Source organism: Terrabacter sp. FW104-15G4B, assembly GCF_058790095.1.
Genome location: NZ_JBYTCI010000002.1, coordinates 229,466 through 255,830 on the forward strand (window position 1 = coordinate 229,466; position 26,365 = coordinate 255,830).

Annotated in this window: 26 protein-coding genes and 2 tRNA genes; 16 read left to right on the forward strand and 12 right to left on the reverse strand. The window is 70.8% G+C overall.

Annotated elements, in window-relative coordinates; genetic code table 11:
• Positions 1-27: 27 nt before the first annotated feature.
• The 9 genes from AC3WRT_RS02960 to AC3WRT_RS03000 are packed head-to-tail and all read right to left on the reverse strand — an operon-like array spanning position 28 to position 9,031.
• Positions 28-771: an SDR family NAD(P)-dependent oxidoreductase gene (locus AC3WRT_RS02960; RefSeq protein ID WP_492718928.1), complete on the reverse strand. Its 744-nt coding sequence runs from the start codon at positions 769-771 to the stop codon at positions 28-30.
• Positions 768-2,021, reverse strand: coding sequence for a sialidase family protein (locus AC3WRT_RS02965; RefSeq protein ID WP_492718930.1), 1,254 nt, complete (start codon positions 2,019-2,021; stop codon positions 768-770). The genes AC3WRT_RS02960 and AC3WRT_RS02965 overlap by 4 nt, the downstream gene beginning before the upstream one ends.
• The gene (locus AC3WRT_RS02970) at positions 2,018-2,821 is read right to left on the reverse strand and encodes an HpcH/HpaI aldolase family protein (RefSeq protein ID WP_492718932.1); all 804 of its coding nucleotides are present in this window, start codon (positions 2,819-2,821) and stop codon (positions 2,018-2,020) included. Before AC3WRT_RS02970 ends, AC3WRT_RS02965 begins: the two co-directional genes overlap by 4 nt.
• The gene (locus AC3WRT_RS02975) at positions 2,818-3,810 is read right to left on the reverse strand and encodes an aldo/keto reductase (protein WP_492718934.1); all 993 of its coding nucleotides are present in this window, start codon (positions 3,808-3,810) and stop codon (positions 2,818-2,820) included. Before AC3WRT_RS02975 ends, AC3WRT_RS02970 begins: the two co-directional genes overlap by 4 nt.
• Positions 3,807-4,655 (reverse strand): ATP-binding cassette domain-containing protein, encoded by an 849-nt coding sequence (locus AC3WRT_RS02980; protein ID WP_492718936.1) that lies wholly within the window; start codon positions 4,653-4,655, stop codon positions 3,807-3,809. The genes AC3WRT_RS02975 and AC3WRT_RS02980 overlap by 4 nt, the downstream gene beginning before the upstream one ends.
• Complete coding sequence (locus AC3WRT_RS02985) at positions 4,648-5,487, reverse strand: ABC transporter ATP-binding protein (RefSeq protein WP_492718938.1); 840 nt, start codon at positions 5,485-5,487, stop codon at positions 4,648-4,650. The genes AC3WRT_RS02980 and AC3WRT_RS02985 overlap by 8 nt, the downstream gene beginning before the upstream one ends.
• Entirely contained in the window at positions 5,484-6,437 is a 954-nt protein-coding gene (locus AC3WRT_RS02990; RefSeq protein ID WP_492718940.1) for an ABC transporter permease, read from the reverse strand. Before AC3WRT_RS02990 ends, AC3WRT_RS02985 begins: the two co-directional genes overlap by 4 nt.
• Positions 6,434-7,366, reverse strand: a complete 933-nt coding sequence (locus AC3WRT_RS02995; protein WP_492718943.1) for an ABC transporter permease — start codon at positions 7,364-7,366, stop codon at positions 6,434-6,436. Before AC3WRT_RS02995 ends, AC3WRT_RS02990 begins: the two co-directional genes overlap by 4 nt.
• A gap of 36 nt (positions 7,367-7,402) precedes the next feature.
• Positions 7,403-9,031 carry an ABC transporter substrate-binding protein gene (locus tag AC3WRT_RS03000; RefSeq protein ID WP_492718945.1) on the reverse strand — a complete coding sequence of 543 codons (1,629 nt, stop codon included), beginning with the start codon at positions 9,029-9,031 and terminating at the stop codon, positions 7,403-7,405.
• 248 nt (positions 9,032-9,279) lie between these two features.
• Between AC3WRT_RS03000 and AC3WRT_RS03005 the strand changes: the two genes are divergently transcribed.
• The 3 genes from AC3WRT_RS03005 to AC3WRT_RS03015 are packed head-to-tail and all read left to right on the forward strand — an operon-like array spanning position 9,280 to position 12,438.
• A complete protein-coding gene (locus tag AC3WRT_RS03005) occupies positions 9,280-10,635 on the forward strand; it encodes a four-carbon acid sugar kinase family protein (RefSeq protein WP_492718949.1) in 1,356 nt (451 codons plus the stop codon).
• Complete coding sequence (gene pdxA / locus AC3WRT_RS03010; RefSeq protein WP_492718952.1) at positions 10,632-11,639, forward strand: 4-hydroxythreonine-4-phosphate dehydrogenase PdxA; 1,008 nt, start codon at positions 10,632-10,634, stop codon at positions 11,637-11,639. The genes AC3WRT_RS03005 and pdxA overlap by 4 nt, the downstream gene beginning before the upstream one ends.
• Before the next feature lie 10 nt (positions 11,640-11,649).
• Positions 11,650-12,438 carry a DeoR/GlpR family DNA-binding transcription regulator gene (locus AC3WRT_RS03015; RefSeq protein WP_492718954.1) on the forward strand — a complete coding sequence of 263 codons (789 nt, stop codon included), beginning with the start codon at positions 11,650-11,652 and terminating at the stop codon, positions 12,436-12,438.
• A gap of 69 nt (positions 12,439-12,507) precedes the next feature.
• On the opposite strand, the gene AC3WRT_RS03020 is transcribed toward AC3WRT_RS03015, so the two are convergent.
• Together AC3WRT_RS03020 and AC3WRT_RS03025 are read right to left on the reverse strand one after the other, a co-directional pair.
• Complete coding sequence (locus AC3WRT_RS03020; RefSeq protein WP_492718959.1) at positions 12,508-14,925, reverse strand: phosphoketolase family protein; 2,418 nt, start codon at positions 14,923-14,925, stop codon at positions 12,508-12,510.
• A 180-nt stretch (positions 14,926-15,105) separates the two neighbouring features.
• On the reverse strand, positions 15,106-15,300 hold the full coding sequence (locus AC3WRT_RS03025; protein WP_492718962.1) for a CsbD family protein: 195 nt from the start codon (positions 15,298-15,300) through the stop codon (positions 15,106-15,108).
• Positions 15,301-15,434: 134 nt separating this feature from the next.
• Between AC3WRT_RS03025 and AC3WRT_RS03030 the strand changes: the two genes are divergently transcribed.
• The 10 genes from AC3WRT_RS03030 to AC3WRT_RS03075 all read left to right on the forward strand — a co-directional run bounded on the left by AC3WRT_RS03030 (position 15,435) and on the right by AC3WRT_RS03075 (position 21,678).
• Positions 15,435-16,454, forward strand: a complete 1,020-nt coding sequence (locus tag AC3WRT_RS03030; RefSeq protein WP_492718964.1) for a cation diffusion facilitator family transporter — start codon at positions 15,435-15,437, stop codon at positions 16,452-16,454.
• Entirely contained in the window at positions 16,451-16,963 is a 513-nt protein-coding gene (locus AC3WRT_RS03035) for a methylated-DNA--[protein]-cysteine S-methyltransferase (protein WP_492718966.1), read from the forward strand. Before AC3WRT_RS03030 ends, AC3WRT_RS03035 begins: the two co-directional genes overlap by 4 nt.
• Positions 16,964-17,050: 87 nt before the next feature.
• Entirely contained in the window at positions 17,051-17,551 is a 501-nt protein-coding gene (locus tag AC3WRT_RS03040; protein WP_492718969.1) for an RNA polymerase sigma factor, read from the forward strand.
• A complete protein-coding gene (locus AC3WRT_RS03045; RefSeq protein ID WP_492718971.1) occupies positions 17,544-18,152 on the forward strand; it encodes a methylated-DNA--[protein]-cysteine S-methyltransferase in 609 nt (202 codons plus the stop codon). Before AC3WRT_RS03040 ends, AC3WRT_RS03045 begins: the two co-directional genes overlap by 8 nt.
• A gap of 74 nt (positions 18,153-18,226) precedes the next feature.
• Complete coding sequence (locus AC3WRT_RS03050; RefSeq protein WP_492718973.1) at positions 18,227-18,772, forward strand: NUDIX domain-containing protein; 546 nt, start codon at positions 18,227-18,229, stop codon at positions 18,770-18,772.
• 155 nt (positions 18,773-18,927) lie between these two features.
• Positions 18,928-19,431, forward strand: a complete 504-nt coding sequence (locus AC3WRT_RS03055) for a SigE family RNA polymerase sigma factor (RefSeq protein WP_492718975.1) — start codon at positions 18,928-18,930, stop codon at positions 19,429-19,431.
• Positions 19,428-20,321, forward strand: coding sequence for a hypothetical protein (locus tag AC3WRT_RS03060; protein ID WP_492718977.1), 894 nt, complete (start codon positions 19,428-19,430; stop codon positions 20,319-20,321). Before AC3WRT_RS03055 ends, AC3WRT_RS03060 begins: the two co-directional genes overlap by 4 nt.
• A gap of 39 nt (positions 20,322-20,360) precedes the next feature.
• Positions 20,361-21,407 carry a PHP domain-containing protein gene (locus tag AC3WRT_RS03065; RefSeq protein WP_492718979.1) on the forward strand — a complete coding sequence of 349 codons (1,047 nt, stop codon included), beginning with the start codon at positions 20,361-20,363 and terminating at the stop codon, positions 21,405-21,407.
• Between the two features lie 92 nt (positions 21,408-21,499).
• Positions 21,500-21,572 (forward strand) — tRNA-Glu (locus tag AC3WRT_RS03070).
• A gap of 32 nt (positions 21,573-21,604) precedes the next feature.
• Positions 21,605-21,678 (forward strand) — tRNA-Asp (locus AC3WRT_RS03075).
• Between the two features lie 222 nt (positions 21,679-21,900).
• On the opposite strand, the gene AC3WRT_RS03080 is transcribed toward AC3WRT_RS03075, so the two are convergent.
• Positions 21,901-23,061: a PucR family transcriptional regulator gene (locus AC3WRT_RS03080; RefSeq protein WP_492718981.1), complete on the reverse strand. Its 1,161-nt coding sequence runs from the start codon at positions 23,059-23,061 to the stop codon at positions 21,901-21,903.
• 129 nt (positions 23,062-23,190) lie between these two features.
• On the opposite strand from AC3WRT_RS03080, the gene AC3WRT_RS03085 reads away from it, so the two are divergent.
• The 3 genes from AC3WRT_RS03085 to AC3WRT_RS03095 are packed head-to-tail and all read left to right on the forward strand — an operon-like array spanning position 23,191 to position 26,264.
• Positions 23,191-24,279: a ferredoxin reductase gene (locus tag AC3WRT_RS03085; protein WP_492718983.1), complete on the forward strand. Its 1,089-nt coding sequence runs from the start codon at positions 23,191-23,193 to the stop codon at positions 24,277-24,279.
• A 13-nt stretch (positions 24,280-24,292) separates the two neighbouring features.
• On the forward strand, positions 24,293-25,573 hold the full coding sequence (locus tag AC3WRT_RS03090) for a fatty acid desaturase family protein (RefSeq protein WP_492718985.1): 1,281 nt from the start codon (positions 24,293-24,295) through the stop codon (positions 25,571-25,573).
• On the forward strand, positions 25,563-26,264 hold the full coding sequence (locus AC3WRT_RS03095) for an HAD family hydrolase (protein ID WP_492718987.1): 702 nt from the start codon (positions 25,563-25,565) through the stop codon (positions 26,262-26,264). Before AC3WRT_RS03090 ends, AC3WRT_RS03095 begins: the two co-directional genes overlap by 11 nt.
• Positions 26,265-26,365 lie beyond the last annotated feature (101 nt).

Genomic DNA, 26,365 nt, shown 5'->3' on the forward strand with positions numbered 1-26,365 from the left:
GCCGAGCCCTTCGCAGGCTGTGCACGCTCAGGGCAGTGACGCGCCGCCGCACATGACGATGGTCTGGCCGGTCACCATCGCCCCACTCGGCTCGAGAAGGAAGCGGGTCAGGGCCGCGACCTCGGACGGCTCGACGAGGCGGCCGAGCGGCGGCACGACGGGCGGCACCGAGGCGCGCTTCGGGTCGTCGAGCATGGCCGTACGTGTCGGTCCCGGAGCGACGACGTTGACCGTGATGTGCCGCGTCGCGAGCTCCGCGGCCCAGGCACGGGCCATCGCGGCGAGCGCGGCCTTGGTTGCGGCGTACTGGCTCTTGCCCGGCACCCCGGTCATCGTGCGGCTGCCGACGAGGACGACGCGGCCACCGTCGAGGAGCGAGCCGACGAGCCCGCCGACAAGGAGCTCGGCGCCGCGCACGTGCACGGCCCACATCCGCTCACCCTGCTCGGGTCGCAGCTCGCCGACCCCTGCGGAGAACTGCAGGCCGGCGGCGTGGACGACCGCGTCCACGCCGCCGATCACGGTCTCGCGCACCAGGCGTAGGGCCTCGTCGGCCGAGGTCACGTCGGCCAGGTCGCACGGCACCCACGTGGCGGCGTCCGACAGCGCGCCGCGTGAGCGGCTGAGCCCGAGGATGCGCCAGCCGGCACCGACGAGGTCGTGCGCGATTGCGAGGCCGATGCCCGAGCTGCTCCCCGTGACGACCGCGGTGCGTGCCTCGCGCCCGTCCCCAGCACGTGGAACCGCACCGGGCGGCGCCGGCGCGGTCACCGGGATGGGCTCCGAAGGATGCGGTCGACGACGTCGGCAGGCAGGTGGACGTGCTTGATGGCGCGGCGGTGGTAGGTGAAGGCGACGTGCAGGTCGCCGTCCGGGCCGGGCAGCACCGAGGGGTAGGACAGCTCGCGGTTGAGCCCGTCACGGGAGTTGTTGGACATGCAGTAGCCGTCGCCCGTCTCGAGGTCGACCTGCACGGGCCACGTCCGCCCCTCGTCGGGGCTCAGGGCCAGCGTCATCGGCGCCCGCGGTGCGCCCCAGAAGGCCGTGCGACGGCCCGCGGCCTCAGGAGCCTCCCGCGAGGACTCGGCGACGACCGGACCGTCGAGACCGTCAACGACGCCCTCGTCGTCGATCTCGTCGTAGAGCGACACCCGTCGCTCGCTCGCGTCGAGGGCCGAGCTCCGGTTGAAGACGAGCGCCACCTCTCCCCCGCCGACCGCCACGGCCTGGATCGACGAGTTGTTGTTGGGCAGCACGGTCGGAGTGGGCTTGGCCCACGTCAGACCGTCGTCGGCGGAGGTCGTCTCCCACACGTGGTCGGCCCAGCGGCTCCGGAAGCAGGCCCACAGCGAACCATCTTCTCGCACGACGACGTTCATGTGAACGCACCCGAGCGACCCGGGCACGACTGCCTCGACCCAGGTCAATCCGCCGTCATCGCTCCACCAGACGCTCGAGGTGTCCTCGTTGCCGACCCACTTCTCGCCGGGCACGGTGACGCAGTTGAACACCGGCAGCAGGATGCGTCCGCTCGCCAGCACGACCGGCGGCTGGCGCACGAACACGCCACCGGCGTCGGTCGCCGGGAGCAGCACGGTCGGCGCCTCCCAGGTCTCCCCGCCGTCGCGCGAGACACGGCGTCGCACCTCCGACGTGTCCTGGTTGCCGGCGAGCTGCGCCGTGTAGAGCAGCCACACGTCACCGTTCGGCGCGGTGCACAGGACCGGGTTCTGCTCCGACCGCGTGGGGTCGTCGCTGAGCGGCACCGGGGCCAGCCACGCGTGCGAGCCGGATGGCATGCGCGAGAGGTAGGCGGTGATGTCGCTGACGCCCTCCTGCGTGCCGCCGAACCACACGCACGCGAGGTCACCGTTCGGCAGCCAGGCGAGGTTGGCGGCGTGGCACTGCACCGTTGGGGTGGGGAGGTATGCCGTGTGGCCGCCTCCCTCGCGCGGGCGCTGGACGCCGTCGGTCGGGAGCGTCTCCGCGCTCTCGGCGGGAGCGGGCCGGGCCACGGTCACGACTCGCCTCGGGCCGCCTTGAGGTGGGCCGTCGCGGCCTGCTCGAGGTGGATGAGGTCAGACGAGACGGTGGCGAGGGTGAAGCCCTGCCCTAGTCGCTTGGCCGCGACCTCGCCACTGGGCGTGTGGAAGCCGGCTGCGATCCCCGCGGACTCGGCCGCACGCAGGATGCGCTCGACCGCGGCCTCGAAGGCGTCGTCGACGGCCGGGTCGGTCGAGGTCGCGCCACCGACAGCGAGCCGGAGGTCGGACGGGCCGATGTAGAGGCCGTCGATGCCGGGCGTCGCAGCGATCGCCTCGACGTTCTCGAGCCCCTGCGGCGTCTCGATCATGGCGAGGACGACCGTCGCCTCGTTGGAGTCCACAGGGTTGGGACCGATCCGCAGCTGGGACCGCATCGGACCGTAGGAGCGGATCCCCTGCGGACCGTACTTCGCGTAGGAGACCGCGCGGGCAGCGTCCTCGGCCGTGTTGACGAGCGGCACGATGATGCCGGCCGCCCCTGCGTCGAGGGCCTGTCCGATGAGGAAGGGGTCGTTGCCGCCCACCCGGACCATCCCGACGGACTCACCGCCCGCGTCGATGGCCTGCATGCCGGCGAGGATGCCCTTGTAGTCGAGCAGCCCGTGCTGGGCGTCGAAACAGACGTAGTCGTAGCCGAGCCGGGCGAGCCGCTCCGTCGACACGGGCGAGTCGATGATGATCCAGTAGCCGAGGATCGTCTCGCGGGCCCGGAGGCGCCGCGCGTAGTCGAGCACCCGCTCGCGGCTGCGCTCCATCGCCGTGCCTTCGCCGCTCATCGGTTGTACCCCGGCATCGACCCGGCGATCGCCAGGCCTGCCACGTCGCAAGCGGCAACGACGTCGTCGGGGAGCGGACCGGCTTGTGCAGCAGTGATGTTGGACTCCAGCTGGTGTGGTTTGGATCCCCCGAGCAGGACCGACGAGACGACCGGCTTGTTCAGCAGCCAGCGCAGCGACAGCTCGGGAAGGGTGATGCCGGCCTGCGACGCGATGGCGCCGAGGGCCTCGATGACCGCGAACGTCTCTGCGTTCCAGTAGCGGTCCTTGTACATGGTCGCGAGCGCCGACGAGCCGAAGCGCCCCTCGCCCGGGGTCTCCGTAAAGGAGTGGCGCCCGGTCAGCAGCCCGCCGCCGAGCGGGTTGTAGACGATGGTCGGGAGGCCCTTGGTCGTCGCGAACTCGGCGTACTCGTCCTCGATCCGGCGCGCGACGAGGTTGTAGAGCTGCTGCGCGAGGATCGGCCTCGGGGTGCCGAGGTCGTCGCACGCGGCGAACACGTCGCCGATCTGCCAGGCGGAGAAGTTGGAGACTCCGATGGCGCGGACCGAGCCCTCCTTGACGAACTGGCCCAGGGCAGCGACCGTCTCGTCGATGGGCACGGACCGATCGGGCTGGTGCAGGTAGTAGACGTCGACGTGGTCGGTGCGCAGCCGGCGCAGGCTGGCCTCGAGCGAAGAGCGCAGTCCCGCGGCCGAGAGCAGCGGCGCGCCGCCGGCGTCACCGGGATAGATGCCGGCCTTCGTCGCGATCGTCACGGCGCCACGCCGGCCGACGAGGATCTCGGCGATCATCTCCTCGCTGCGCCCGGCGGCATACCCGTTGGCGGTGTCGATCGACGTGATGCCCGCGTCGAGCGCGGTGTCGACCATCGTGCGAGCGGTGCCGAGGTCGACGGTGTCGCCGAAGGTCATGGTGCCGAGGACGAGCCGCGGAAGCGGCATGTCGAGGCCGGGCAGGTCGAGGGTGGGGAGGTCGACGCGGGTCATGACGCCTTCTCGGTCTCGGCCGTGCGGGAGGCGGCGATGTGTCGGATGAGGTGTCGCGGCTTGATGCCGGTCATGAGTCCCGGCTCGAGTGCGGAGCGGCGCAGGCGCTGGGTGTACTCCTCCTGCGGGTGCGAGAGGAGGTCGTCGGTGCGGCCGCTTTCGACGATGCGGCCCGCCCGCATGACGACCGTGTCCTGCGAGATCGCCCGCACCACGCCGAGGTTGTGCGAGATGAACAGGTAGGTCAGCCCGGTCTCGGCCTGGATGTCGGCGAGCAGCTCGAGCACCTGCGCCTGGACGGACACGTCGAGGGCGCTCGTCGCCTCGTCGCAGACGAGCAGCTCCGGGCCGGAGGCGAGCGCGCGGGCGATGCCGATGCGCTGGCGCTGCCCTCCGGAGAACTCCGGAGGCTTGCGCTCGAGAGCGCTGCGCGGCAGCCCGACGCGCTCGATCAGCTCGGCGGCCTTGTCCCGCTGCACCCTGACCGATCTCTCGCCTCGCACCCGGATCGGCTCGGCGACGATCTCCTGGGCGGTCAGGTGCGGGTCGAGCGAGCCGTAGGGGTCCTGGAAGACCATCTGCACCCGGTGACGCATCGGGCGCAGCTGCTTCTCGGAGAGGCGGGCCAGATCCGTGCCGTCGAGGTCGATGACGCCCGAGGTCGGGGTCAGCAGGCGCACGAGCGCCTTGGCGATCGTCGACTTGCCGCAGCCCGACTCGCCGACGATGGCGAGGGTGCCGCCTCGCGGCACGCGGAAGGACACGTCGTCGACGGCACGGAAGGCGTCCTTGCCGGTGCCGTACTCGACGACGAGGTTGCGGACGGCGAGCAGGTCCTCAGCCATGGCTGGCCTCCTTCACGAGCGGGGCTCTGACGGCCGGGTCCTGCCACGGACCCAGCTCCGGGATCGCCCCGAGCAGCTTCTGGGTGTAGGGGTGCTGCGGGTGGTCGACGACGTCGGTCACCGGGCCGCCCTCCACGAAAGCGCCCGACTTCATCACGTGGACGCGGTCGCTCATGAGGCGCGCGACGCCAAGGTCGTGCGTGATGAGCAGAAGCGCGATCCCGGTCTGCTCCTGAAGCTCCAGAAGCAGGTCGAGGATACCGGCCTGCACCGTGACATCGAGCGCGCTGGTCGGCTCGTCGGCGACGATGAGGTCCGCGTCCGTCGAGACGGCCATCGCGATGAGCACGCGTTGGAGCATGCCGCCGGACAGCTGGTGCGGGTAGGCGTCGAACTGCTTGGCGGGGTTGCGGATGTGGACCTGCTCCATGAGCGAGAGGGCCCGCGCCTTCGCCTCGGCCTTGCCGAGCCGGGGGTACTTGATGCGCACGGCCTCGGTCATCTGCCGACCGATGGTGCGAATGGGGTTGAGCGCCGTCATCGGGTCCTGCGGGATGAGCGCGACGGCGCGACCGCGGAGCTTGTCGATGACCGCGCGGCTGCCCGTGACGTCCTGGCCGGAGATGCGCGCCTCGCCCGAGATGACCGCGAGGTCGTCGGGCAGCAGGCGCAGGATGGCCATCGCCGTCGTCGACTTGCCCGAACCGGACTCGCCGATGATCGTCACCGTCTCGCCCTGGTCGATGTGGAAGCTCACGCCGTCGACGGCGCGCACGACGCTGGTGCCGGTCAACAGCTCGACCTGCAGGTCCCTGACCTCGAGGACTCTCATGCCTGGTCTCCCCTCGCGCGTCGCACGCGTTCGCGCATGCCGTCTCCGACGAGGTTGACCCCCACGACGAGGAGTGCGATGGCCACGCCGGGGACCGTTACGAGCCACGGCTTGCCCGTGACGAACAGCTCACGCCCGTCCGAGATGATGCCGCCCCACGTCGGGTACGGCCGCTGGACCCCGGCCCCGAGGAAGGACAGCGCGCTCTCGAGCAGGACGGCCTGGGCCAGCAGCAGCAGCACGACGACGAGCACCTGCTGGAGGATGTTGGGCACGACGTGCTTGCTGAGGATCGAGAACTTCGGCAGGCCCAGCACCCGAGCGGCCGCGACGTACGGCTTCTCCCGCTCGACGAGCACCAGCGCGCGGGTGATGCGCGCCGGCTCGGGCCACTGGGCGAACGCGATGACGAGGGTGATGACGGGGATCGACGGGCCGAAGAGGGCCACGACGAGCAGCAGCATCAGCAGCAGCGGCAGCGCCATCTGCGCCTCGAGCAGTCGGGAGATGATCGTGTCGACCCAGCCGCCGAAGTAGCCGGCGGCGGCACCGGCGACGATGCCGAAGAGCCCCGAGACGAAGATCGCGAGCATGCCGATGACGAGCGAGGTCTGCCCGCCGTGCAGGATGCGTGAGAGCAGGTCGCGACCGTTGGGGTCGGTGCCGAGCAGGTGCCCTGCGCTGAACGGCGGCAGCGACGATTCGCTCAGCTGGCCGACGATCGGGTCGGGCAGGGGCAGGACCCCCGCGAGCGCGACCGGGATGACGACGACGCCGGCACAGATGGCGCCCACCCAGATCTTGATCGTGCTGTAACGCGCCCGGCGCGCGGCTGCCGAACGACGCATCAGCACCTTCGTCACGGCCGAGTCGCGGCCGAGGATGGAGCCGGGCACCTCGCTGAGGTTCGGGACCTGCGGGTGGCCGGGCAGGTTCGTCGAGGTGGTCATGAGCTGGCCTCTCCGAGTCGGACGCGCGGGTCCATGAGCGGGTAGAGCAGATCCACGACCAGCTGGACGACGAGCGCCAGCACCACGGTGACGAGGACGGTGGCCTGGATGAGCGGGAAGTCGCGCTGCTTGAGCGCGTTGACGACGAGCTCGCCGACGCCGGGCCAGTTGAAGACGACCTCGACGATGACGACGCCGTTGAGCATCGCCGCGAAGCGGGTGCCCAGCGCGGTCACGACCGGCAGGGCGGCGTTGGCGAAGGCGTAGCGCCAGGTCAGCGCCCGTTCGGACACCCCGCGCGACCGTGCCACCGTGAGGTAGGGCGCGGCGAGGTTGACCACCATCTCTCGGCGCACGAGCCGGGAGATCAGGGCGATCTGCAGGATCGCGATCGTCACCGTCGGCAGGATGATCGAGGTGGCCGAGTCGAAGCCCGAGGGCGCGAACCAGCGCAGGTTGACGGCGAAGAGCATGAGCAGCACGAAGCCGATCCAGAAGTCCGGCATGGACTGGCCGGCGATCGTGCCGATGTTGGCACCGAGCTCCGGCGCGGAGTTGTTGCGACGCGCCATCCACACGCCCAGCGGGATCGCCACGACCGCCGTGACGACGATCGCCGCGACCGCCAGGGTGATCGTGTAGGGCAGGCGTTCCAGGACGACGTCGAGCGCCGCGCGCTTGAAGAAGAACGACGTGCCGACGTCGCCCTGGAACAGGTGTTGCAGGAACGTCCAGAACTGCACCGGGATCGGCTGGTCGAGCCCGAACTGCTGGCGGATGGCCTCGAGCTGCGCCGAAGTGGGGTTCGGCGGCGCATAGTTCGCCGCCGGGTCGCCCGGGGCCATCCGCAGCAGGACGAACACCGTGGCGGTCGCGAGGAACGCGGTGAGCACGGTCTGCCCGATGCGCTTGAGGACGTAGGTCAACATGGGATCACCTTGAGGTGCCGGGGTGCGGCGACCGAATCAGGCCGAGACCGTCACGGAGCCGAGGTCATAGGAGTTGATCGCGCGCAGCTTGAGGCCCTGCACACGCTTGCGCTTGGCCAGGACGTTGTTGGGCGTCCAGGCCCACATGGCCGGCCACAGTGCCCACACCTTCTCCTGAGCCTGAGCGAGCAGGGCGTTGCGCTTGGTCTCGTCGGCCTCGGCGCCGGCCTGGTCGAGCAGCGTGGAGATCTCGGGGAAGACGAACCCCTGGTAGGTGTCGCGCGTCTTCTCCTTCTCGGCCGTGCCGCCGTACTGCCCCACGAGGTTGGTCAGGGCCAGCCCGGTCTGGTTGCCGTAGCCGTTGGCCAGCACGTCCCAGTCGCCGGACTCGCCACGGCGCCAGGCGTTGATGTCGCCGCCCTTGGGGATCATCTTCAGCGTGGCGGTGACGCCGACTGCGGCGAGCATCTGCGAGATGGCCTCGAGCACGCGGGAGGCACCCGCGAACTCCGAGTCCTCCCAGATGAAGGTGAGCTTGAGACCGCTGCCGCCGTTGTCGGCGAGCATCTGCTTGGCCTTGGCCGGGTCGTAGGTGTAGTCGCCGGTCTTGACGTAGCCCGCCAGCGTCTTGGGCACGACGCCCTCGGCCGAGGTGACCTGGTTGTTCATCAGGGCCTTGATGAGCGAGTCGTGGTCGATCGCGTAGGTGAGAGCCTCTCGCACCTTCGGGTTGGCGAGCGGGTGGCCCTTCGGCTTGCGGAAGTTGTAGAACAGGTGGATCAGGCGCGTGCCGGGGGTCTCGATGACGTCGACGTCGTTGTTCGTCTTGAGCGAGGCCGCCGACTCGGGGGTGATGGTGTCGATGACGTCCGCCTGGCCGGAGGTGATCGCGATGACGCGGGCGCCCTCCTCCTCCTGGTAGGAGACGTTGACCTGGTCCAGCTTGGCCTTCTCACCCCAGTAGTTGTCGTTGCGGGTCAGCTTGTAGCTGCCCGTGCCGGTGTCGGCGCTCGCGATGACGAACGGCCCCGTGCCGAGGCCGTTGCTCAGCTCCTCGGCCTTGTTGTCCTTGGCCGGGGTGATGAGGATGTTGGACATCAGGGAGTTGAGCGTGACGACGGGGACCTTGGTCGTCAGCGTGAACGTCCGGTCGTCGATCTTCTTGAAGCTCGGCTGCTCCGGGAACTGCGAGGCCACGTAGCCGGCCTTGACCTGGAAGTAGAGCTTGAGCGCGGTCTCGACGTCCTCGACCTTGACGGGCGACTTGTCCGAGTAGTGGATGTCGCTGCGCAGCTTGACAGTCCACTCGGTGGGCTTGGTCTGCTCGAACGACTCGGCGAGAACGAGCTGCGGCTTGAGGTCGTCGCCGATCTTGGTCAGGGCCTCGCGAACGGCGCGCTGGACGGTGACCGCCGCGTCGTACTGGTTCAGCTTGTTGTCGAGGCTGACCAGGTTGCGGTTGAGCACGATGCTCAGTGTGCCTCCTGCACCACCTGCTCCGGCGGTGCTGGCGGAGTTGGCGGTCTTGGGCCCGGCGCAGGCGGCGAGGGCGGGAGCGAAGAGTGCTCCGGCGCCGGCCAGCGAGGCGAGCTTGAGGATGGAGCGACGCGAGACCTCGCGCGTCGGCTGGTCAGACGTGGGAAGCAGTGCAGGCTGCTGGGGCATCGGGACTCCTCGTTGAGCGGTGGCCTCCCCGTCGGTGGCGCACGCTGCGCCCCTCGGGTTCGACCACCCTCGCACCATTGCGCGATTCGCGCAATACCTGTAGCGTTTTTTGTGAAGGAGCACCGGGTCGTATGCCGTCCAGCGCACTCCCGGAAGCCAGTACCCCCTCCTTCACTTACTTCGGCAGAGTCGCCAATCCCTCTGTCGCGCAAGACTTGTAGGCATAACCAGCACGGTGAGGAGGAGACATGACCGCACTGGACCTGGGCATCGTTGCGGACGACCTGAGCGGCGCCGCGGAGTGTGCGGCACATGCACTTGTGCGCGTTCCGCGCAGCAGCGTCTCCTTCGTCACGAACTCCGCCCCGCCGCGCAACGCGCCTCCGGCCGCGCCTGGCACCGGCTCACACAGCGACACCGCCGGCCAACAGGTCGTGGTCACGGTCGACACGGACTCTCGCCGTCTCGCCGCCGAGGACGCCGCACGCGTGGTTCGCGCGGCCGCGTCGCTCGTCGCGGCTGCACCCGTCGTCGTCAAGAAGGTCGACTCCCTGCTGCGCGGGCACGTCGCAGCCGAGGTCGCCGCCCTCGCGGACGAGCTGGGCCGGACGCCGGTCGTGGGCGTCGCAAACCCCGGCCTCGACCGCGTCGTGCGCGACGGGGTGCTCCACGTCGGCGGCATGCCGCTGCACGAGACCGACCTGTGGGCGGTCGAGCCGACCCCCGCCCCAACGCGCGTGGCCGAGGCCCTGCACCCGCTGCCCACGGTGCTCGTGCCCCACTCGACCGTGCTGCTCGGTGTCAGAGCGGTGGCCGAGGCCCTGGTGGCAGCCGCCCGCGCGGGGTTCGTGCCGGTGTGCGACGCCGTGACGGAGGCCGACCTGGACGTCGTCCAGGCGGCCGCCGTGAGGTCGAGTGCGGTCCTCGGGTCCCGCACGCTTCTCGTCGGCTCCGGCGCCCTTGCCGACGCTGCCGTGCGCGCCCTGCCCGACCACGGCGCACCGAGGCGGCCCACGGCAACCCGCGAGACGGCATACGACCTCGAGCACGGGGCCCCGGCGTCCCTGCTCATCGTCCTCGGGACCCGCGCCCACGGCGTGGCTGCGCAGATCGCGCAGCTTGGGCCCCTCGCCGCCGAGACCCTGATGGTGCAGCCCGACATGCTCTTTCGCGACCCGCAGTCGCTGGGCGAGAGGCTCGCGGCGCTGCCCACCAACGGGATCGTGCTCGTGGCCCTCGACCCGGCCGCCGCCGCCGACACGAGCCGCTCACGCGCCCTTACGGACGCCCTCGCCGCGATGGTGGCACCCCTGCTCGACGGCTACGACGCAGCCTTCCTCTCCGGCGGCGAGACTGCCCGCGCCGTTCTCGACCGTCTCGGCGTGGACTCCCTCGACGTCGTCGCCGAGGTGGAGACCGGCACGGTCGTGAGCCGCCGACCAGGCGGCCGGCTCGTCGTCACCCGCCCCGGCAGCTTCGGCGACTCCACGTCACTCGTCCGCGTCGCCGCGCACCTGCTCGGCGAGCGCCCGTCCGCTCACACCGCATCCACCCACACCGCAACCCGCGCCACCCCCGACGCGACCACCCAGGAGAACTCATGAGCGCCGCCCTTCCCCGTATCGCCGTGACCATGGGCGACGGCGCCGGCATCGGCCCCGAGATCATCGTCAAGGCGCTCGCCGACCCGCACGTCGCCACCATGGCGCGCGTCGTCGTCGTCGGTGACGCGCTCCGCCTCAAGCAGGCCGCCGACATCGCCGGCGTCCCGGTCGACATCGTCACCATCGACGAAGTCGAGGAGGCGAGCGAGACCGCCGGGCGCATCAACGTCATCGACCTGGCCCTGCTGCCCGCCGATCTCCCCTTCGGCCAGCTGTCCGCCGTCGCCGGCGACGCGGCCTACCACTACATCCGCGTGGCCTCCGAGTTGGCGATGGCCGGCAAGGTGCAGGCCATCTGCACGGCGCCGCTCAACAAGGAGGCCCTGCACGCCGGCGGCCACGTCTTCCCAGGGCACACCGAGCTGCTCGCCCACCTCACCGGCACGCCCGAGGTCTCCATGATGCTCTCGACGGAGAAGGTCAAGGTCATCCACGTGACGACCCACATCGGCCTCATCGACGCGGTCAACCGCATCGAGCCGGGCCTCGTCGAGCGCGTCATCCGTCGCGGCCACCAGGCCCTCGTCGACGCCGGCAACCCGAACCCGAAGATCGGAGTCTGCGGCATCAACCCCCACGCCGGCGAGAACGGCCTCTTCGGCTACGGCGAGGAGGAGTCCAAGATCAACCCCGGCATCGAGGCGTGCCGCGCCGACGGCATCGACGTCCACGGCGCCCTCCCGGCCGACACGCTCTTCTTCCTCGCCGGCCGCGGGGACTACGACCTCGTGGTAGCGATGTACCACGACCAGGGCCACGGCCCGGTCAAGGTGCTCGGCCTCGAAGCCGGCGTCAACGTCACGATCGGCCTGCCCGTCATCCGCACGTCTGTCGACCACGGCACCGCCTTCGACATCGCCGGGACCGGCATCGCCGACCACCGCTCGATGATCGAGGCGCTGCGACTCGGTGCGGAGATGGCGCCCCGACCCGCTGGCGCCTAAGGTGCCGAGCGTGGCGAAGCACACCGCACAGACGCGTCGGGGCGAGATCGTCCGCCTCGCCACCACCAGTGGTCTCGCGAGCGTGGAGGAGCTGTCCGAGGAGCTCGGTGTCACGGCGTCGACGATCCGTCGTGACCTCGCCAAGCTGACGGCGCAGGGCAAGCTGGCCCGCACCTACGGCGGGGTGATGAGCCTGGCCCACCACCCCGAGGCCTCGCTTCGCCAGCGTCTCGGCGAGGCGCACGCCGCCAAGCGCGACATCGCGCACTGGGCGGCCGCGCAGATCGAACCCGGCGAGACGGTGCTCCTCGACGCCGGCTCGACGATGGGCGCACTCGCCGACGCCATCACCAGGACCCCCGAGCTGACGGAGCTGACGGTCGTCACGGCCGGCATCAGCGCCATGGGCACCCTCGCCGACAGCATCGGCATCGACGTCATCGCGCTCGGGGGCCGGCTGCGGCCCCTCAGCCAGGCCTTCGTCGGACCGCTCGCCGAGGTCGCCGTGCAGCGGCTGTCGTTCGACCGCGCGTTCATGGGCGCCGACAGCGTGCACGCCGAGCGCGGCATCTGCGAGGCCGACCTCGAGCAGACCCGGCTCAAGGAGCTCATGATGAGCCGCGCCGAGCGCACCTACGTCCTCGCCCACGGCGCCAAGCTCGGCCAGTCGCCCTTCCACGCCTGGGCCGTCATGCCCCGCACGTGGACGCTCGTCACCGACGACTCCGCCGATCCCGCTGCGCTGCAGGCCTTCCGCGACAACGGCATCGAAGTGGTCGTCGCTCCGCGCCGCGACTGACGCACCCGAGCACCAGCGGGCGTATGCCTCGGGCTGCGGCCCAACGGCATACGCCCGCTGTCGCAGTGTTCAGTCCACGACGATGGTCGTCCTGACCCAGTCGCGCACCTCGGGCATGTCCTCGAGGTGCTCGACGATGTACTTCTGGTGTCGGTCGAGCTGCGCCGCGCACCACTTCTTGAGCTCGCTCGACCCGCGGACCTGCCGCCCGGCGTTGTTGATGGCGTCCATGACGAGGTTGTAGCGGTCCACCCCGTTGCGCACCACCATGTCGAACGGCGTCGTCGTCGTGCCCTCCTCGCTGAAGCCGCGCACGTGGAAGCGGTCGGCGTCCGGCCGGCCGTGGACGAGCTGGTGGATGGCACCGTGGTAGCCGTGGAAGGCGAAGACGACGTCGACGTGGTCGGTGAAGAGCTCGCCGAAGCGGATGCCGTCCATGCCGTGCGGGTGGCTTCGCCGGCGCGACAGGGTCATCAGGTCGACGACGTTGACGACGCGGACTCGTAGCTGGGGCAGGCGCTCCCGCAGGATCTGCGCAGCGGCCACCACCTCCATCGTCACGATGTCGCCCGCGCACGCGAGCACGACGTCGGGGTCGCCGTCTCCGTCGTCGGTGCCCGCCCAGTCCCAGATGCCGGCGCCGGCCGTGCAGTGCTCGACGGCGTCGTCGATCGACAGCCACTGCGGCTGCGGCTGCTTGTCGATCACGATGAGGTTGACGTAGTTCTTGGACCTGAAGCAGTGGTCGGCCACGGACAGAAGGCAGTTCGCGTCCGGCGGCAGGTAGATGCGGGCCACGTCAGCGCGCGCGTTGAGGACGGTCTGGATCAGCCCGGGACCCTGGTGCGAGAAGCCGTTGTGGTCGTTGCGCCAGGCCGTCGAGGTCAACAGGATGTTGAGGCTCGGCACCTTGGCGCGCCAGTCCAGCTTGTTGGCCTCCTCGAGCCACTTGCTGTGCTGCACCGTCATCGACGCGCTCACCATCGCGAAGGCCTCGTACGTCGCGAAGAGGCCGTGCCGCCCCGTGAGGGTGTAGCCCTCCAGCCAGCCGTGGCAGCTGTGCTCCGAGAGCACCTCCATCACGCGCCCGTCGCGGGAGATGGCCTCGTCGATGTCCACGACACGCTCGGCGGACATCCGGTCGGAGACGTCGAAGACCGCGCCGATCCGGTTGCTGTTCGTCTCGTCCGGGCAGAACAGGCGGAACGAGTGCGGGTTGCGCACGTAGAGCTCGCGCATCAGCTCGCCGATGGCGCGCGTCGACTCCTGCCGCGCGCCTCCCGGCGACGGCACCTCGCGCGCCAGGTCGCGGAAGTCGGGCAGGTCGAGGTCGGTCGTCAGCACGCCGCCGTTCGCGTGCGGCGACGCGCTCATCCGGAGGTCGCCCTCCGGGTTGGCTTGCCGCACGAGCTCGCTCGGCGCACCTGACTCGTCGAAGAGCTCCTCGGGCCGGTAGGAGCGAAGCCACCGCTCGAGCAGGCCCAGGTGGTCGGGGTTGTCCTTGACGCCGGCAAGCGGCACCTGGTGCGCCCGCCACGTGCCCTCCACCTGCTTGCCGTCGACGACGTCCGGGCCCGTCCAGCCCTTGGGGCTGCGCAGGATGATGAGCGGCCAGTGCGGCCGCGTCCCGTCCCAGTCGCCGCCGCGCGCCTTGTGCTGGATCTCCCGGATGCGGGCGTATGCCGTCCCCAGCGTCTCCGCGAAGCGCTCGTGCATGCCGGGCAGGTCACCGCCCTCGACCTCGAGCACCTCGTAGCCGTGCCCCTCGAGCAGGCTGCGCACCTCGGCCGGGTCCTTGCGGGCGAGCACGGTAGGACCGGCGATCTTCGCGCCGTTGAGGTGCAGGATCGGCAGCACGGCGCCGTCGCGGGTCGGGTTGAGGAACGAGATGCCCTTCCACGAGCCCTCGAGCGGAGCGGTCTCCGCCTCACCGTCACCCACGACCGTGAGCGCGAGCAGGTCGGGGTTGTCCATGACCGCCCCGAACGCGTGGTAGAGAACGTAGCCGAGCTCGCCCCCCTCGTGGATGGAACCGGGCGTCGGGACCGACACGTGGCTGGGGATGCCGCCGGGCGCCGAGAACTGCCGGAAGAGGCGCCGGACACCCTCCTCGCCGATGGTCACCTTGGGATAGATCTCGGAGTAGGTGCCCTCGAGGTAGCCGGCCGCGACGAGGGCCGGACCCCCGTGCCCGGGGCCGGTGAGGTAGATCGTCTCCTGGCCCGTGTGACGGATGACCCGGGACATGTGCGTGTAGATGAACGACAGGCCCGGACTGGTGCCCCAGTGCCCGAGCAGCCGCGGCTTGATGTCGTCCGGGACGAGCGGCCGCCTCAGCAGCGCATTGTCCTGCAGGTAGATCTGGCCGATGGTGAGGTAGTTGCTCGCCCGCCACCACGCATCCATCGACGCGATCTCGTCCGCCGTCGGGGCGGGCACCGTGCTCGTCTTCGGTAGGTCGGGTGTGGTCGTCGCGGGCGTCGTCACAGCTGGGCCTCTCGAGGGATGCGGTCGTCCCGTCGAGCCTCATGGACGGCGGGCGCGCTGGCAAGGGGGTCGCGACCCTCCCTACCCAGCGCGACGGCATACGGCCACGGACAGCGACGGCGCCGGGACACAGCAGTGGGCCGGTCCCCAGGGAACCGGCCCACCCCACTCCGGAAGTGGTCAGCGGTTGAAGGCGTCCTTGACGTCGTCGCCCGCATCCTTGAGCTGCTCGCCCCGCTGCTTGAGGTCCGCCGAGGCCTGGTCGCGCTCGCCCTCGGCTTCGAGTCGCTCGTTGTCGGTGACCTTTCCGGCGGCTTCCTTGGCCTTGCCCTTCAGGTTCTCACCCATGTTGTTGGCCTTGTCTTCGGTACCCATGTCAGGGCTCCTTTCGCATCCGATCGGATACCTGCCCCCTACCCGGTACCACCGGATCGCCACCACGACGCAACGCGCCGCCCGCGGCTGGGCCACACGACCAAGGCGTCGGTGGTCTTTGCGACACTTGAGGTGTGTCCGCACTCCCCAACCCCGCCTCCGAGGTCTCCAGGGCCGATCGCTCGCCCCAGACCCGCGACCTGAGCCGGTTCGCCTACCTGTCCATCGCGGCCGCCGTCGTGACCATCACCCTCAAGGTGATCGCGTGGCGCATCACCGGTTCCGTGGGATTGCTCTCCGACGCCGCCGAGTCGGTCGTCAACCTCGTCGCCGCGATCGCGGTCCTCATCGCCCTCAAGGTCGCGGCGATGCCGGCCGACAAGAACCACCACTTCGGCCACACCAAGGCGGAGTACTTCTCGGCCGCCATCGAGGGGATGATGATCTTCGTCGCAGCCCTCGTGATCATGTTCACCGCGGTCGAGCGCTTCCTCGACCCGCGACCTATCGAGAACGTCGGCATCGGCCTGGCCATCTCGGTGGTCGCCTCGGCCGTCAACGGCGCGGTCGCCGTCGTGCTGCTACGCGCCGGTCGCAAGCATCGCTCGCTCACGCTCACGGCGGACGGCAAGCACCTGATGACCGACGTGTGGACCTCCGCCGGCGTCGTCGTCGGCGTGCTGCTCGTCGGCCTCACCCACATCGAGCGCCTCGACCCCGTCATCGCCTTCCTCGTCGGCCTCAACATCGTGTGGACCGGCTGGAAGCTCGTCCGTGAGTCGTCGGAGGGGCTCATGGACATCTCGATGCCCAAGGAGGACAACCGGGCCATCGCCGACATCCTGGCGCGCTTCGTCACGCCCGAGGTCCACTTCCACGCGCTGCGCAGCCGCGTGTCCGGGCACCACCGCTTCGCCGAGGTGCACGTGCTCGTCCCCGGCGCATGGACCGTGCAGCGAGGGCACGACCTCGTGGAGGACGTCGAGCAGGCCGTGCACCGCGAGTTCGGCGAGATCGGCCTGACCTGCCACCTGGAGCCCTCCGAGGACCCTCGCGCCTACGGCGACTACCCCGCCGAGTTCCCCGTCCCGACCCACGAGGACATCGTGGCCGCTCACCGGGCGCCGGCCCCACGAGGCGACGAGCAGGGATGATGCGCCGGCACGTCGTGCTGCCATCGCCCCTCGGCGACCTGACCGTCGTCGCAGAGGGCGGCGCCATCACGCACGTGCTCATGGACACCGGCAAGCACCGTCCCGAGCAGCCGGACGCCTTCGGCGACGTGGGGGACCTTGCCGACGAGCCGTTCGCGGCCGCCGCCGTGCAGCTGGCCGCCTACTTCTCCGGCGCCCTGACCGTGTTCGATCTCCCGCTGGCGCCACGTGGTGACGACTTCCAGCAGCGCGTGTGGGCGCTGCTGCGCGAGATCCCCTACGGCCAGACGCGCACCTACGGCGCGCTCGCCACCACGCTCGGCGACCGCAACCTCGCCCAGGCGGTGGGCTCTGCGAACGGCCGCAACCCCATCGCGGTGGTCGTGCCCTGCCACCGCGTGATCGGTGCCGACGGCTCCCTCGTCGGGTATGCCGGTGGCCTGGAGCGCAAGCGCCTGCTCCTCGCGCTCGAGGAGCCCCCCGCCGACCGGTCAGGCCGGCTCTTCTGACCCCGCTTCCGCGCCGCGCGGTGGCCGGGCGCCTTCATCCGCCACACTTGGACCTCACACTTCCCGAGGCCGGAGCGTCTACAGGGCATGAAGCGACCGTTCGAGCAGGCCGTCACCGAGCACGGGGCCGTCGTGCTGCGGGTGTGCCGGGCCGTGCTCGGTCCCGACGAGGCCGACGACGCCTGGTCCGAGACGTTCCTGTCCGCCTTGCGAGCGTGGCCTGACCTGCCCCACGACGCGAACGTCCGCGCCTGGCTGGTCACCATCGCGCACCGCAAGGCGATCGACGTCGCCCGTGCGCGGGCCCGACAGGCGGTGCCCGTCGCGGAGCTGCCCGAGCCGGTGGCACCACGCAGCGACCATCCGGAGGCCGCCCTCTCCGACACGGACCTCTGGAATGCGCTGGCCGCCCTACCCGACAAGCAACGCCGGTGCGTGGCCTACCACCACGTCGCGGGCCTTCCCCATCCCGAGGTCGCCCGCATCGTCGGCGGCACCCCTGCGGCCGCCCGTCGTGCCGCTGCCGACGGCATAGCGAGACTCCGAACCACCTACGCCCCTGACGAAAGGGTGAGCGCCCATGCCTGACAAGGCCATCCAACTGCTGACCGAGCCCTCCGCCGATGACGACGCGCGACTTGCCGCGCTGCACAGCGCGCTGGTCGAGCGCGCCAGCGCCGAGGCCGCCATCGACGCGACCTACCGCGTCATGGACTCACCGGTGGGGCCGCTCCTGCTCGCGGCGACGGACCGGGGTGTGGTCCGCGTGGCCTTCGCGATCGAGGACCACGACAAGGTCCTGGGCTCGCTGGGCGCCTCCCTCGGCTCCCGCATCCTGCGCGGCGGCAACCGCCTCGACCCCGTGGTGAGGGAGCTCGACGACTACTTCGCCGGACGGCGCCGCAGCTTCGACGTCCCGCTCGACCTGCGGCTGACCGGGGGCTTCCGCCTCGCCGTACTGCGCCACCTGCGCGAGATCCCGTACGGCTCCACCGAGAGCTACCGCGAGGTCGCCACGGCCGCGGGCAGCCCGCGAGCGGTGCGCGCGGTGGGCTCCGCCTGCGCCACCAACCCGCTACCCATCGTCGTCCCCTGCCACCGGGTGGTCCGCTCCGACGGGTCGCTGGGCGGCTACCTCGGTGGGGTGCCCACGAAGCAGCGCCTCCTCGCGCTCGAGGCAGCCGCCTGACGGGTTGGGTCGGGGGCGCGGCTCCGGGAGGCACGAGAGTGCGACGATCGGGGCATGCGAGAGGGAGCGAGGCAGTGACCTGGCCCGTGCGTGGGACACGGCTGGCCTACGAGAACCAGTGGATCCGCGTCCGCGAGGACCAGGTCGTGCGGCCCGACGGGACCGCCGGCGTCTACGGTGTCGTGGAGCTGCGGCGCCCGGCCGTCTTCGTCGTGGCGCTGACGGACGAGGACGAGGTCGTGCTCGTGACGGTCGACCGGCACACGGTCGGCCCGTCCGTGGAGGTGCCCGCGGGTGGGACGGACGGCGAGGACCCGCTCCTGGCTGCGCAGCGCGAGCTGGCCGAGGAGACCGGGTTCGTTGCCCGGCACTGGCGACAGGTCGGCGCGATGGACGCGCTGAACGGGGTGTGCCGCGCCCCCGAGGTCGTCTTCCTCGCCACCGACCTGGCCGCAGCCGCCGGCGACGACGAGGCCGCGCGCGCCGAGGAGGGCATCCACGAGGTGCGCCGCGTGCCGCTGCCCGAGGTGCTCGAGCTGGTCCGTGACGGCGGGATCACCGACGGTGAGACGATCGCGGCGCTCATGCTCGCCCTCCTCGCCCTGGGCCGCGTCGCCTGACCTCCGCCTCCTGTGGGAGCCCGGCGGACGGCACAGGCGATCACGGAGGACGGCAGGGAGTGCAACGGTTCCGGGCGCCCGCGTGTCGAAGGGGTGTACGACACTGACAGCCACGCGATCGGCACCACCCTGACGACCGGAACCGGCGGGAGCACATGAGACGCAGGGACGAGGCGGCCTTCCGCAGCTTCGTGGAGGAGCGGCAGACGATGCTGCGCCGACGCGCTTACCTGCTCTGTGGCAACTGGGCGGACGGGGACGAGCTCGTGCAGGAGGCCCTGGCGCGCGTCTACGTCGCGTGGCCGCGCATCGCCAGCGGGGCCGAGACCGCCTACACGAGGCGCACGATGATGAACCTCTACCTCAACGACCAGCGCAAACGACGCCGCGAGGTGCTCACCGACGAGGCCCCCGAGCCGGCGACCACGGACCACGACCGCGAGCTCGCCATGACCCTGACCGACCTGCTGCGCGACCTGCCGGAGAAGCAGCGTGCCGTGCTCGTGCTGCGCTTCTGGGAGGACCTCACGGTGCCGCAGATCTCCGAGTGCACCGGCGTCGCCGAGGGCACCATCAAGAGCCAGATCTCACGCGGGCTGGCGGCCCTGCGCGACCGGCTCGCCGAACCACCACTGACCGGGGCAGGAGCTCTTCCATGAGTGACGACACGACGCGCGGACAGGGCACCGGCGCGGGCGCCGGCTCCGGCGCCGAGGAGGGCGAGCTGCAGCTGCGAAAGGCGCTGTCGACGATGAACGACCTGCAACCACCACGCGACGACCTCTTCGCCCAGCGCGCCCTCCTACGCGGGCGGGCCCGCACGTCCCGACGCCGTTCCGCCGTGCTCGGCGCCGCCGCCGCAGTCGTCGTCGTCGGCGCCGTGGGTGGCACGTGGGTGGCCGCCACCCACGGCTCGTCGTCGACGTCCAGTGCCAGCGCCGGGGCGGCCCGCGACGCACGGACGAGCGCGAGCGGAGGCCCCTACGCCCCTCAGTCGCAGCGCGGCGCCGAGGGCTCCGGCGGCGCAGGCGCCCCCGGTGTGGCCCCGTCGGTGCCGCCCGCAGGAGACACGTCACCGTGGTTCGGCGCGCTGTCCACGCCGCAGACGCACGCCTTCGACGCCGTCGAGCCCACGGTGGCCTCCCGCTGGCCCGCCGTCTTCTCCGGGGCGTATGCCGCCGACCCCGCCGGTGCCCGCGTGGCCGTCGTGGTCACCCGACACGACCCCGACCTCGAGGCGTTCGTCAGGCGCGCCATGCCGGCACCGAGCGATGTGGAGTTCGTCGTCATGAAGCATTCCCTGGAGGAGAAGCAGAAAGTGGCGAAGGAGATCGTCGACCAGCGAATGCTCTGGCGTTCCAAAGGAATCGAGATCATCGCCGTGACGCAGGACGCGCGCCGCGACCAGGTGGTCGTCGTCGCCGACGAGGGCTCGGCGCCGGGCCTCATCGCTGCGCAGTACGGCGACATCGTCCGCGTCGTGCCCGGCACCCCGAGCACACCGGGCAAGCTGCCTGACGGCAGCACCCTGCCACCCCTCCAGCGCTGAGCAGCCTGCTCGCCGGTCCACGCCGTTAGGCTGCTCGGCATGGAGCAGCCGACCCCTCCGCGGGCCCCGATCAGCCCGCTCGACGCGCTGCGCCGCATCTGCTTCCTGCTCGAGCGAGGTCGCGAGAGCAGCTACCGCGTCGACGCCTTCCGCAAGACGATCGAGGCCATCACCCTCATCCCGGAGGTGGAGCTGCGCGAGCGCGTCGAAGCCGGAACCCTCAAGCAGATCAAGGGGATCGGCGACTCGAGCGCCGCGATCATCGGCCAGGCCGTGCGGGGCGTGCTGCCGGCATACCTCGTCTCCGCCGAGGAGAAGCACGGCGAGCCGCTGACGCGCGGAGGCGCCGAGCTGTATGCCGCGCTGCGCGGGGACCTGCACGCCCACTCCAACTGGAGCGACGGCGGCAGCCCCATCGAGGAGATGGTCCTCGCCGCCGTCCAGCTCGGCCAGGAGTGGATGGCACTGACCGACCACTCACCCCGGCTGACCATCGCGAACGGCCTGAGCCGCGCCCGCCTCACCGACCAGCTGGAGCGTGTGGAGGCCATCAACGCCAGCCTCGGCGACTCCTTCACCCTGCTCAAGGGCATCGAGGTCGACATTCACCTCGACGGCACCCTCGACCAGGACGACGACATGCTCGAGCAGCTCGACGTCGTCACGGCCTCGATCCACTCCAAGTTGCGACAGCCGTCCTTCGAGATGACCCCTCGGATGGTCGCCGCCGTGCGCAACCCGCACACCAACGTCCTCGCCCACTGCACCGGCCAGCTCGTCACCGGCGGCCGCGGCAAGCGACCCCCGTCGCAGTTCGACGCCGAGAAGGTCTTCCGCGCCTGCCTCGAGAACGACGTCGCCGTGGAGATCAACTCGCGGCCCGAGCGGTGCGACCCTCCCGACGAGCTGATCGAGCTGGCGCGCGACCTCGGCTGCCTCTTCACCATCGACTCCGACGCACATGCACCGGGCCAGCTCGACATGAAGTCCCTGGGCTGCGAGCGCGCCGAGCGCCTCGGCATCCCGGCCGAGCGCATCGTCACGACCTGGCCCGTCGAGGACGTCCTGGCGTGGGCGAAGGCGTGATCCGGCCGCTCCTGCCGGGCCGCCTGGAGCGGATTTGGCCGGTGCCCGAAACTCCCCTATAGTTTCGACGTCCCAACGGATAGGTCGGGCAGGTCCCCATCGTCTAGCGGCCTAGGACTCCGCCCTTTCACGGCGGCAGCACGGGTTCGAATCCCGTTGGGGATACGCAGTAGAGTTCCATCCGCACCACCCAGTAAGGCCCCGTAGCGCAGTTGGTTAGCGCGCCGCCCTGTCACGGCGGAGGTCGCCGGTTCGAGCCCGGTCGGGGTCGCAAGACCACGGAAGCGCCGCTCTCAGCAGAGAGCGGCGCTTCTTCGCTTGTCGCGACCGCCGACCTCGAGGACGACCAGCAAGCACCTTCCCCGGACCACGTCGAGTGGGCACTTGATCACGAGCGTCAGGCTCGGCCCGGCACCACCGAGCGCAGCGAACTGCCCACTGAACCGTGTTCAGGTGCCCGCTCGACGTGGGTTTCGGCGGTCGGGGTGTCGGGTCAGCGGTGACCGGCGCGCAGCACCAGCTCGAGCTCGAACCGCACCTCGGGGTCGGCGAGCGACTCGCCGAAGAGCTCCTTGAGCTGGGCGACGCGGTAGCCGACGGTCTGCTGGTGGACGAAGAGCTCCTCGGCGATCGGTGCGCGCTGGCCCTGGTGGCGCAGCCACGCCAGCAGCGTCTCGGTGAGCCGGTCGCGCACGGCGGGGCGCAGCTCGTCGAGGGGCGCGAGCCGGGTGCGCGCGAGGTCGGCGGTCGCGAGCGGCTCGGCGTGGACGACGAGCTCGGCGAGGTGGTCCTCGACCCACACGGGCGCCGCGTCACCCTCCGGCTGGTCCGGCGTGGGGGCGATGCCGTGCGCCCCGGCGGAGGTGGCCAGGTGCAGCGACTCGCCCGCCTGCTGCCACGGACGCGCGGGCCCGACGATCGCCCGGCGCCCCCGGAGAGCCCGCTCCAGCTCACGCCTGCGGGGGGTGCGGTTGGCGTAGGGGAAGACGACGACCACGTCGGTGCCGCGGTCGGCGACGAGCCCCTCGGGGCCGAGGCTCGCCCGCAGTCCGTCGACGTGCGGGAAGGGGACGAGCGCCACGACGACGACGTCCGGCAGCGTCCATCCGACGGCGGCCGCCAGCCGGGCCACGCCGCCGTCGCTCGAGTCGCCGCGCAGGATCATCTCGAGCAGCTCGCTGCGCAGCCGCAGCTGCTCGCCCGCACGCTCCGACTGCTCCTGCGCGTAGCCCTGAGCGCTCGCCGCCGAGAGCTCGTCGATGTACGCGAAGAGCGACTCCCCGAGGGAGAGCAGCACGTCGGGCGACAGCTGCGAGACGTCGACCGTGCGCGAGATGGCGCGGAAGGTGACCCGAGCGCCGTAGCGGTAGGCCGCGAGCAGCGACTCGAGGCTGCGGCCGGAGCGCACCTCGCCGCGGCCCAGGCTCTCGTAGACCCACTTGCCGTCCTCGGACAGCGCGGGCAGACGGGTCCCCGGGAGATCGAGGAAGCGGTTGAGCGCGACCGTCACGCCCTGCCGCACGCCCTGGCCGAACCGGCCCTCCATCGGCATGGCATAGACGGGTACGTCACGGGGTATGCCCTCGATGATCGCCTCGACGATGTCGGTGACGACCGGACGCAGCACGGTCGCGACTTCGGCTGGCAGAGACAACCACGGCGGGTCAGACGTGGCTTGTGTCACTTCGCCCTCCAGCAACTTGTCGCCGCACAACAGTTTCTTGCGACAAAGAGTACGCCTCGCTCCAAGATTGCGAGGCCCCTGGGAGGGCAGGATGGAACCATGACCCAGATCAGAGCTCTCCGGCGCGTGGTGTCGCTCCTGACGACCCCACTCTCGCCCGAGGACATCATCGGTCTGGTGAACCCCCTCGCCTCCGCGCGTCAGCTCCGCGGCGTCGTGACGAAGGTCGAGCGCGAGACGCCCGACTCCACGACGATCCACTTCCGCCCCGGTCGCGGCTGGAACGCCCACGCTGCCGGCCAATGGGCCCGCATCGGCGTCGAGATCGACGGCGTGCGCCAGTGGCGCAGCTACTCGCTGTCCGCCGCGGTGGGCCACGACCCGGCCATCACCGTGACGGCGATCGGCTTCGTCTCGACCGCGCTGGCCCGTGACACCAAGGTCGGCGACATCCTCTTCCTCGACACCCCGCAGGGCGACTTCGTGCTGCCCGAGCACCCGCGCCCGCTGCTGATGCTCACGGCCGGCAGTGGCCTGACGCCGGTGATGTCGATGATCCGCACGCTCGTGCCCCGGCGCCCGGACGCCGACGTCGTGCTCATCCACTCGGCGCGCACCCGTGAGGACGCCCTCTTCCACGACGAGCTGCTCGAGCTGGCCGACCAGTTCCCGGGCCTGACCGTGCGCCACTGGTTCACCCGCGAGGAGGACGGCCGCCGTCTCGACCTCTCGGACGCCACCGACCTCGAGACGCTCTGTCCCGACTGGCGCGAGCGGGCGGCATACGCCTGCGGCCCCACCGAGTTCCTCGACGCCGCCACCGAGCTCTGGGCCCGCGAAGGAGCCGACACCCCCGACGCCGAGGCGGCCGGGGCACCTGGACTGACCATCGAGCGCTTCGCGCCCGTCCTGCTGGAGGGATCCGGCGGTGAGGGCGGGCTGCTGACGTTCGAGAAGTCCGACAAGGAAGTGGAGGTGGGCGGCGACGTCCCCCTCCTCGAGGCCGGCGAGGAATGTGGCGTGGTCATGCCGAGCGGGTGCCGTATGGGCATCTGCCGCAGCTGCCTCGTCCCACTCGTTGCCGGCAAGGTCCGCGACCTGCGCACCGGTGAGGTGCACGGCGACGAAGGCGAGCTGATCCAGACTTGCGTCAACGCGGCCGCCGGACCCGTCCACCTGGACATCTGAGAAGGGAAAACGAATGACCGCCACCACGAACCGACCGACGACGACGCCCACCGGCGCCCCCGAGGCCGTTGCGGGCACCGCCACGACGATCCGGCCCAGGAAGCCGGTCCTCGCAGCGTCCGGCGGGCCCAGCAAGCGCCCGAGCGCCGCCGCGCACCTGTCCGAGGAGGACGTCGAGCGCCTCGGCAAGGAGCTCGACGCCGTGCGCGACCGCATCGTCGCCTCGCGCGGCGCCAAGGACGCGGCCTACATCCGCCGTGTCATCCGCGTGCAGCGCACCCTAGAGGTCGCCGGCCGCGCCACGCTGCTGCTGTCGAAGAAGAAGTCGGCGTTCGTCGCCGGCACCGCGATGCTCTCCGTCGCCAAGATCCTCGAGAACATGGAGATCGGCCACAACGTCCTGCACGGCCAGTGGGACTGGATGCGCGACCCCGACATCCACTCCACGACCTGGGAGTGGGACTTCGTCACCCCGGCCGCCGCCTGGAAGCACACCCACAACGACCTGCACCACACGTGGACCAACGTGCTGGGCAAGGACAAGGACGTGGGCTACTCGACCCTTCGCATGGCCGAGGACCAGCCGTGGCGCCCCTTCAACGTCCTCAACCCCGTCATCAACATGGTGCTCGCACCCTTCTTCGAGTGGGGCATCGCCATCTACGACCTCGAGCTCGAGGCGGTCAAGGACGGCGAGAAGTCCAAGGAGGACCTCAAGAAGGACCTCAAGGCCGTCGGACGCAAGGTCCTGCGCCAGTTCACCAAGGACTACGTCGCAACGCCCGTCGCCGCCGTGCCGTTCGGCTCCGGCAAGCAGGCTCTCCTCGGCACGTTCACGGCCAACGCGATCCGCAACGTCTGGGCGCACTCCGTCATCTTCTGCGGCCACTTCCCCGACGGCGTCGACGTGTTCACCGAGGACGAGATCGAGGGCGAGACCCGCGGCGACTGGTACATCCGCCAGATGCTGGGGTCGGCCAACATCTCCGGCAGCAAGCTGATGCACCTCATGACGGGCAACCTCAGCCACCAGATCGAGCACCACTGCTTCCCCGACCTGCCGAGCAACCGCTACCACGAGGTCGCCGTCGAGGTCCGCGAGATCTGCCAGCGCTACGGCCTGCCCTACACGACGGGCCCGTTGCCGAAGCAGGTCTACCAGGCGTGGGCCAAGGTCTTCCGGCTCGCGCTGCCCAACCGTCCTCGCCCCCTGCCGAAGGGCGACGCCAAGGCCGTCAACGCCGCGGTGCCGCCGCGCCGCTCCGCCCTGCCGATGGTGGCGCGTGTCGGCTGACGCCACGGCTGGTCCCGCGGCGGCGGCTGCGTTCTTCGACCTCGACCGCACGCTGATCCGCGGGTCCGCCAACTACCCGCTCGCCATCGCCGCATTCCGCGGCGGTCACGTGCCGTGGATGGACCTCGTCAAGGACACCGTCAACGCGATCTCCTTCCACCGCAAGGGTTCCACCGACGAGGGCTCGGAGGCTCTGCGTGAGCGCATCCTCCGGGCCGTCGCCGGCATCCGGCAGTCGGAGATCATCCACCTGGCCGACGCGATCGTGCCGGGCATCGTGCGCAAGGCCATCCCGGCCTCGATGACCCTGCTCGCCGAGGCGCAGGCCCTCGGCCAGCACCGGATCGTCGTCTCGGCCTCCCCCATCGAGCTCGTCAGCCGCATCGCGACCACCCTCGGGCTCGAGGGCGCGGTCGCGACCCGCAGCGAGCTCGACGAGGAGGGCCGCTACACCGGCCAGCTCGTGGGCGAGTTCTGCTACGGCGCCGGCAAGGTCATCGAGATCGAGAAGCTCGCCGCCGAGCGCGGCTACGACCTCTCACGCTGCACCGCCTACAGCGACTCGGTGAGCGACCTGCCGATGATGGAGCGTGTCGGCACGGCCGTCGCCGTCAACCCCGACCGAGAGCTGCGCGAGCTGGCGCACGAGCGCGGCTGGCGCATCGTCGAGGTCGGCCGCAAGCGCCTCTGAGCGCCTCTGAGCGTCGCCGCGCCCCTCGCCGAGAAACGCGATGGTCTGCGCTCCGGCGGGGTGATGACGCCACCACCCGCCGGATCATCCGGCATCCCAGG

Excerpts from the sequence above, each read along its gene's own strand:
- AC3WRT_RS03045 (WP_492718971.1), top strand. The coding sequence starts at position 17,544 with ATGCCTGACAAGGCCATCCAACTGCTGACCGAGCCCTCCGCCGATGAC.
- AC3WRT_RS03005 (WP_492718949.1), top strand. The coding sequence starts at position 9,280 with ATGACCGCACTGGACCTGGGCATCGTTGCGGACGACCTGAGCGGCGCC.
- AC3WRT_RS03060 (WP_492718977.1), top strand. The coding sequence starts at position 19,428 with ATGAGTGACGACACGACGCGCGGACAGGGCACCGGCGCGGGCGCCGGC.
- AC3WRT_RS02980 (WP_492718936.1), bottom strand. The coding sequence starts at position 4,655 with ATGGCTGAGGACCTGCTCGCCGTCCGCAACCTCGTCGTCGAGTACGGC.
- AC3WRT_RS03035 (WP_492718966.1), top strand. The coding sequence starts at position 16,451 with ATGATGCGCCGGCACGTCGTGCTGCCATCGCCCCTCGGCGACCTGACC.
- AC3WRT_RS03090 (WP_492718985.1), top strand. The coding sequence starts at position 24,293 with ATGACCGCCACCACGAACCGACCGACGACGACGCCCACCGGCGCCCCC.
- pdxA (WP_492718952.1), top strand. The coding sequence starts at position 10,632 with ATGAGCGCCGCCCTTCCCCGTATCGCCGTGACCATGGGCGACGGCGCC.
- AC3WRT_RS03065 (WP_492718979.1), top strand. The coding sequence starts at position 20,361 with ATGGAGCAGCCGACCCCTCCGCGGGCCCCGATCAGCCCGCTCGACGCG.
- AC3WRT_RS02975 (WP_492718934.1), bottom strand. The coding sequence starts at position 3,810 with ATGACCCGCGTCGACCTCCCCACCCTCGACCTGCCCGGCCTCGACATG.
- AC3WRT_RS03055 (WP_492718975.1), top strand. The coding sequence starts at position 18,928 with ATGAGACGCAGGGACGAGGCGGCCTTCCGCAGCTTCGTGGAGGAGCGG.
- AC3WRT_RS03085 (WP_492718983.1), top strand. The coding sequence starts at position 23,191 with ATGACCCAGATCAGAGCTCTCCGGCGCGTGGTGTCGCTCCTGACGACC.
- AC3WRT_RS03000 (WP_492718945.1), bottom strand. The coding sequence starts at position 9,031 with ATGCCCCAGCAGCCTGCACTGCTTCCCACGTCTGACCAGCCGACGCGC.
- AC3WRT_RS02985 (WP_492718938.1), bottom strand. The coding sequence starts at position 5,487 with ATGAGAGTCCTCGAGGTCAGGGACCTGCAGGTCGAGCTGTTGACCGGC.
- AC3WRT_RS02990 (WP_492718940.1), bottom strand. The coding sequence starts at position 6,437 with ATGACCACCTCGACGAACCTGCCCGGCCACCCGCAGGTCCCGAACCTC.
- AC3WRT_RS02995 (WP_492718943.1), bottom strand. The coding sequence starts at position 7,366 with ATGTTGACCTACGTCCTCAAGCGCATCGGGCAGACCGTGCTCACCGCG.
- AC3WRT_RS02970 (WP_492718932.1), bottom strand. The coding sequence starts at position 2,821 with ATGAGCGGCGAAGGCACGGCGATGGAGCGCAGCCGCGAGCGGGTGCTC.
- AC3WRT_RS03040 (WP_492718969.1), top strand. The coding sequence starts at position 17,051 with ATGAAGCGACCGTTCGAGCAGGCCGTCACCGAGCACGGGGCCGTCGTG.
- AC3WRT_RS03025 (WP_492718962.1), bottom strand. The coding sequence starts at position 15,300 with ATGGGTACCGAAGACAAGGCCAACAACATGGGTGAGAACCTGAAGGGC.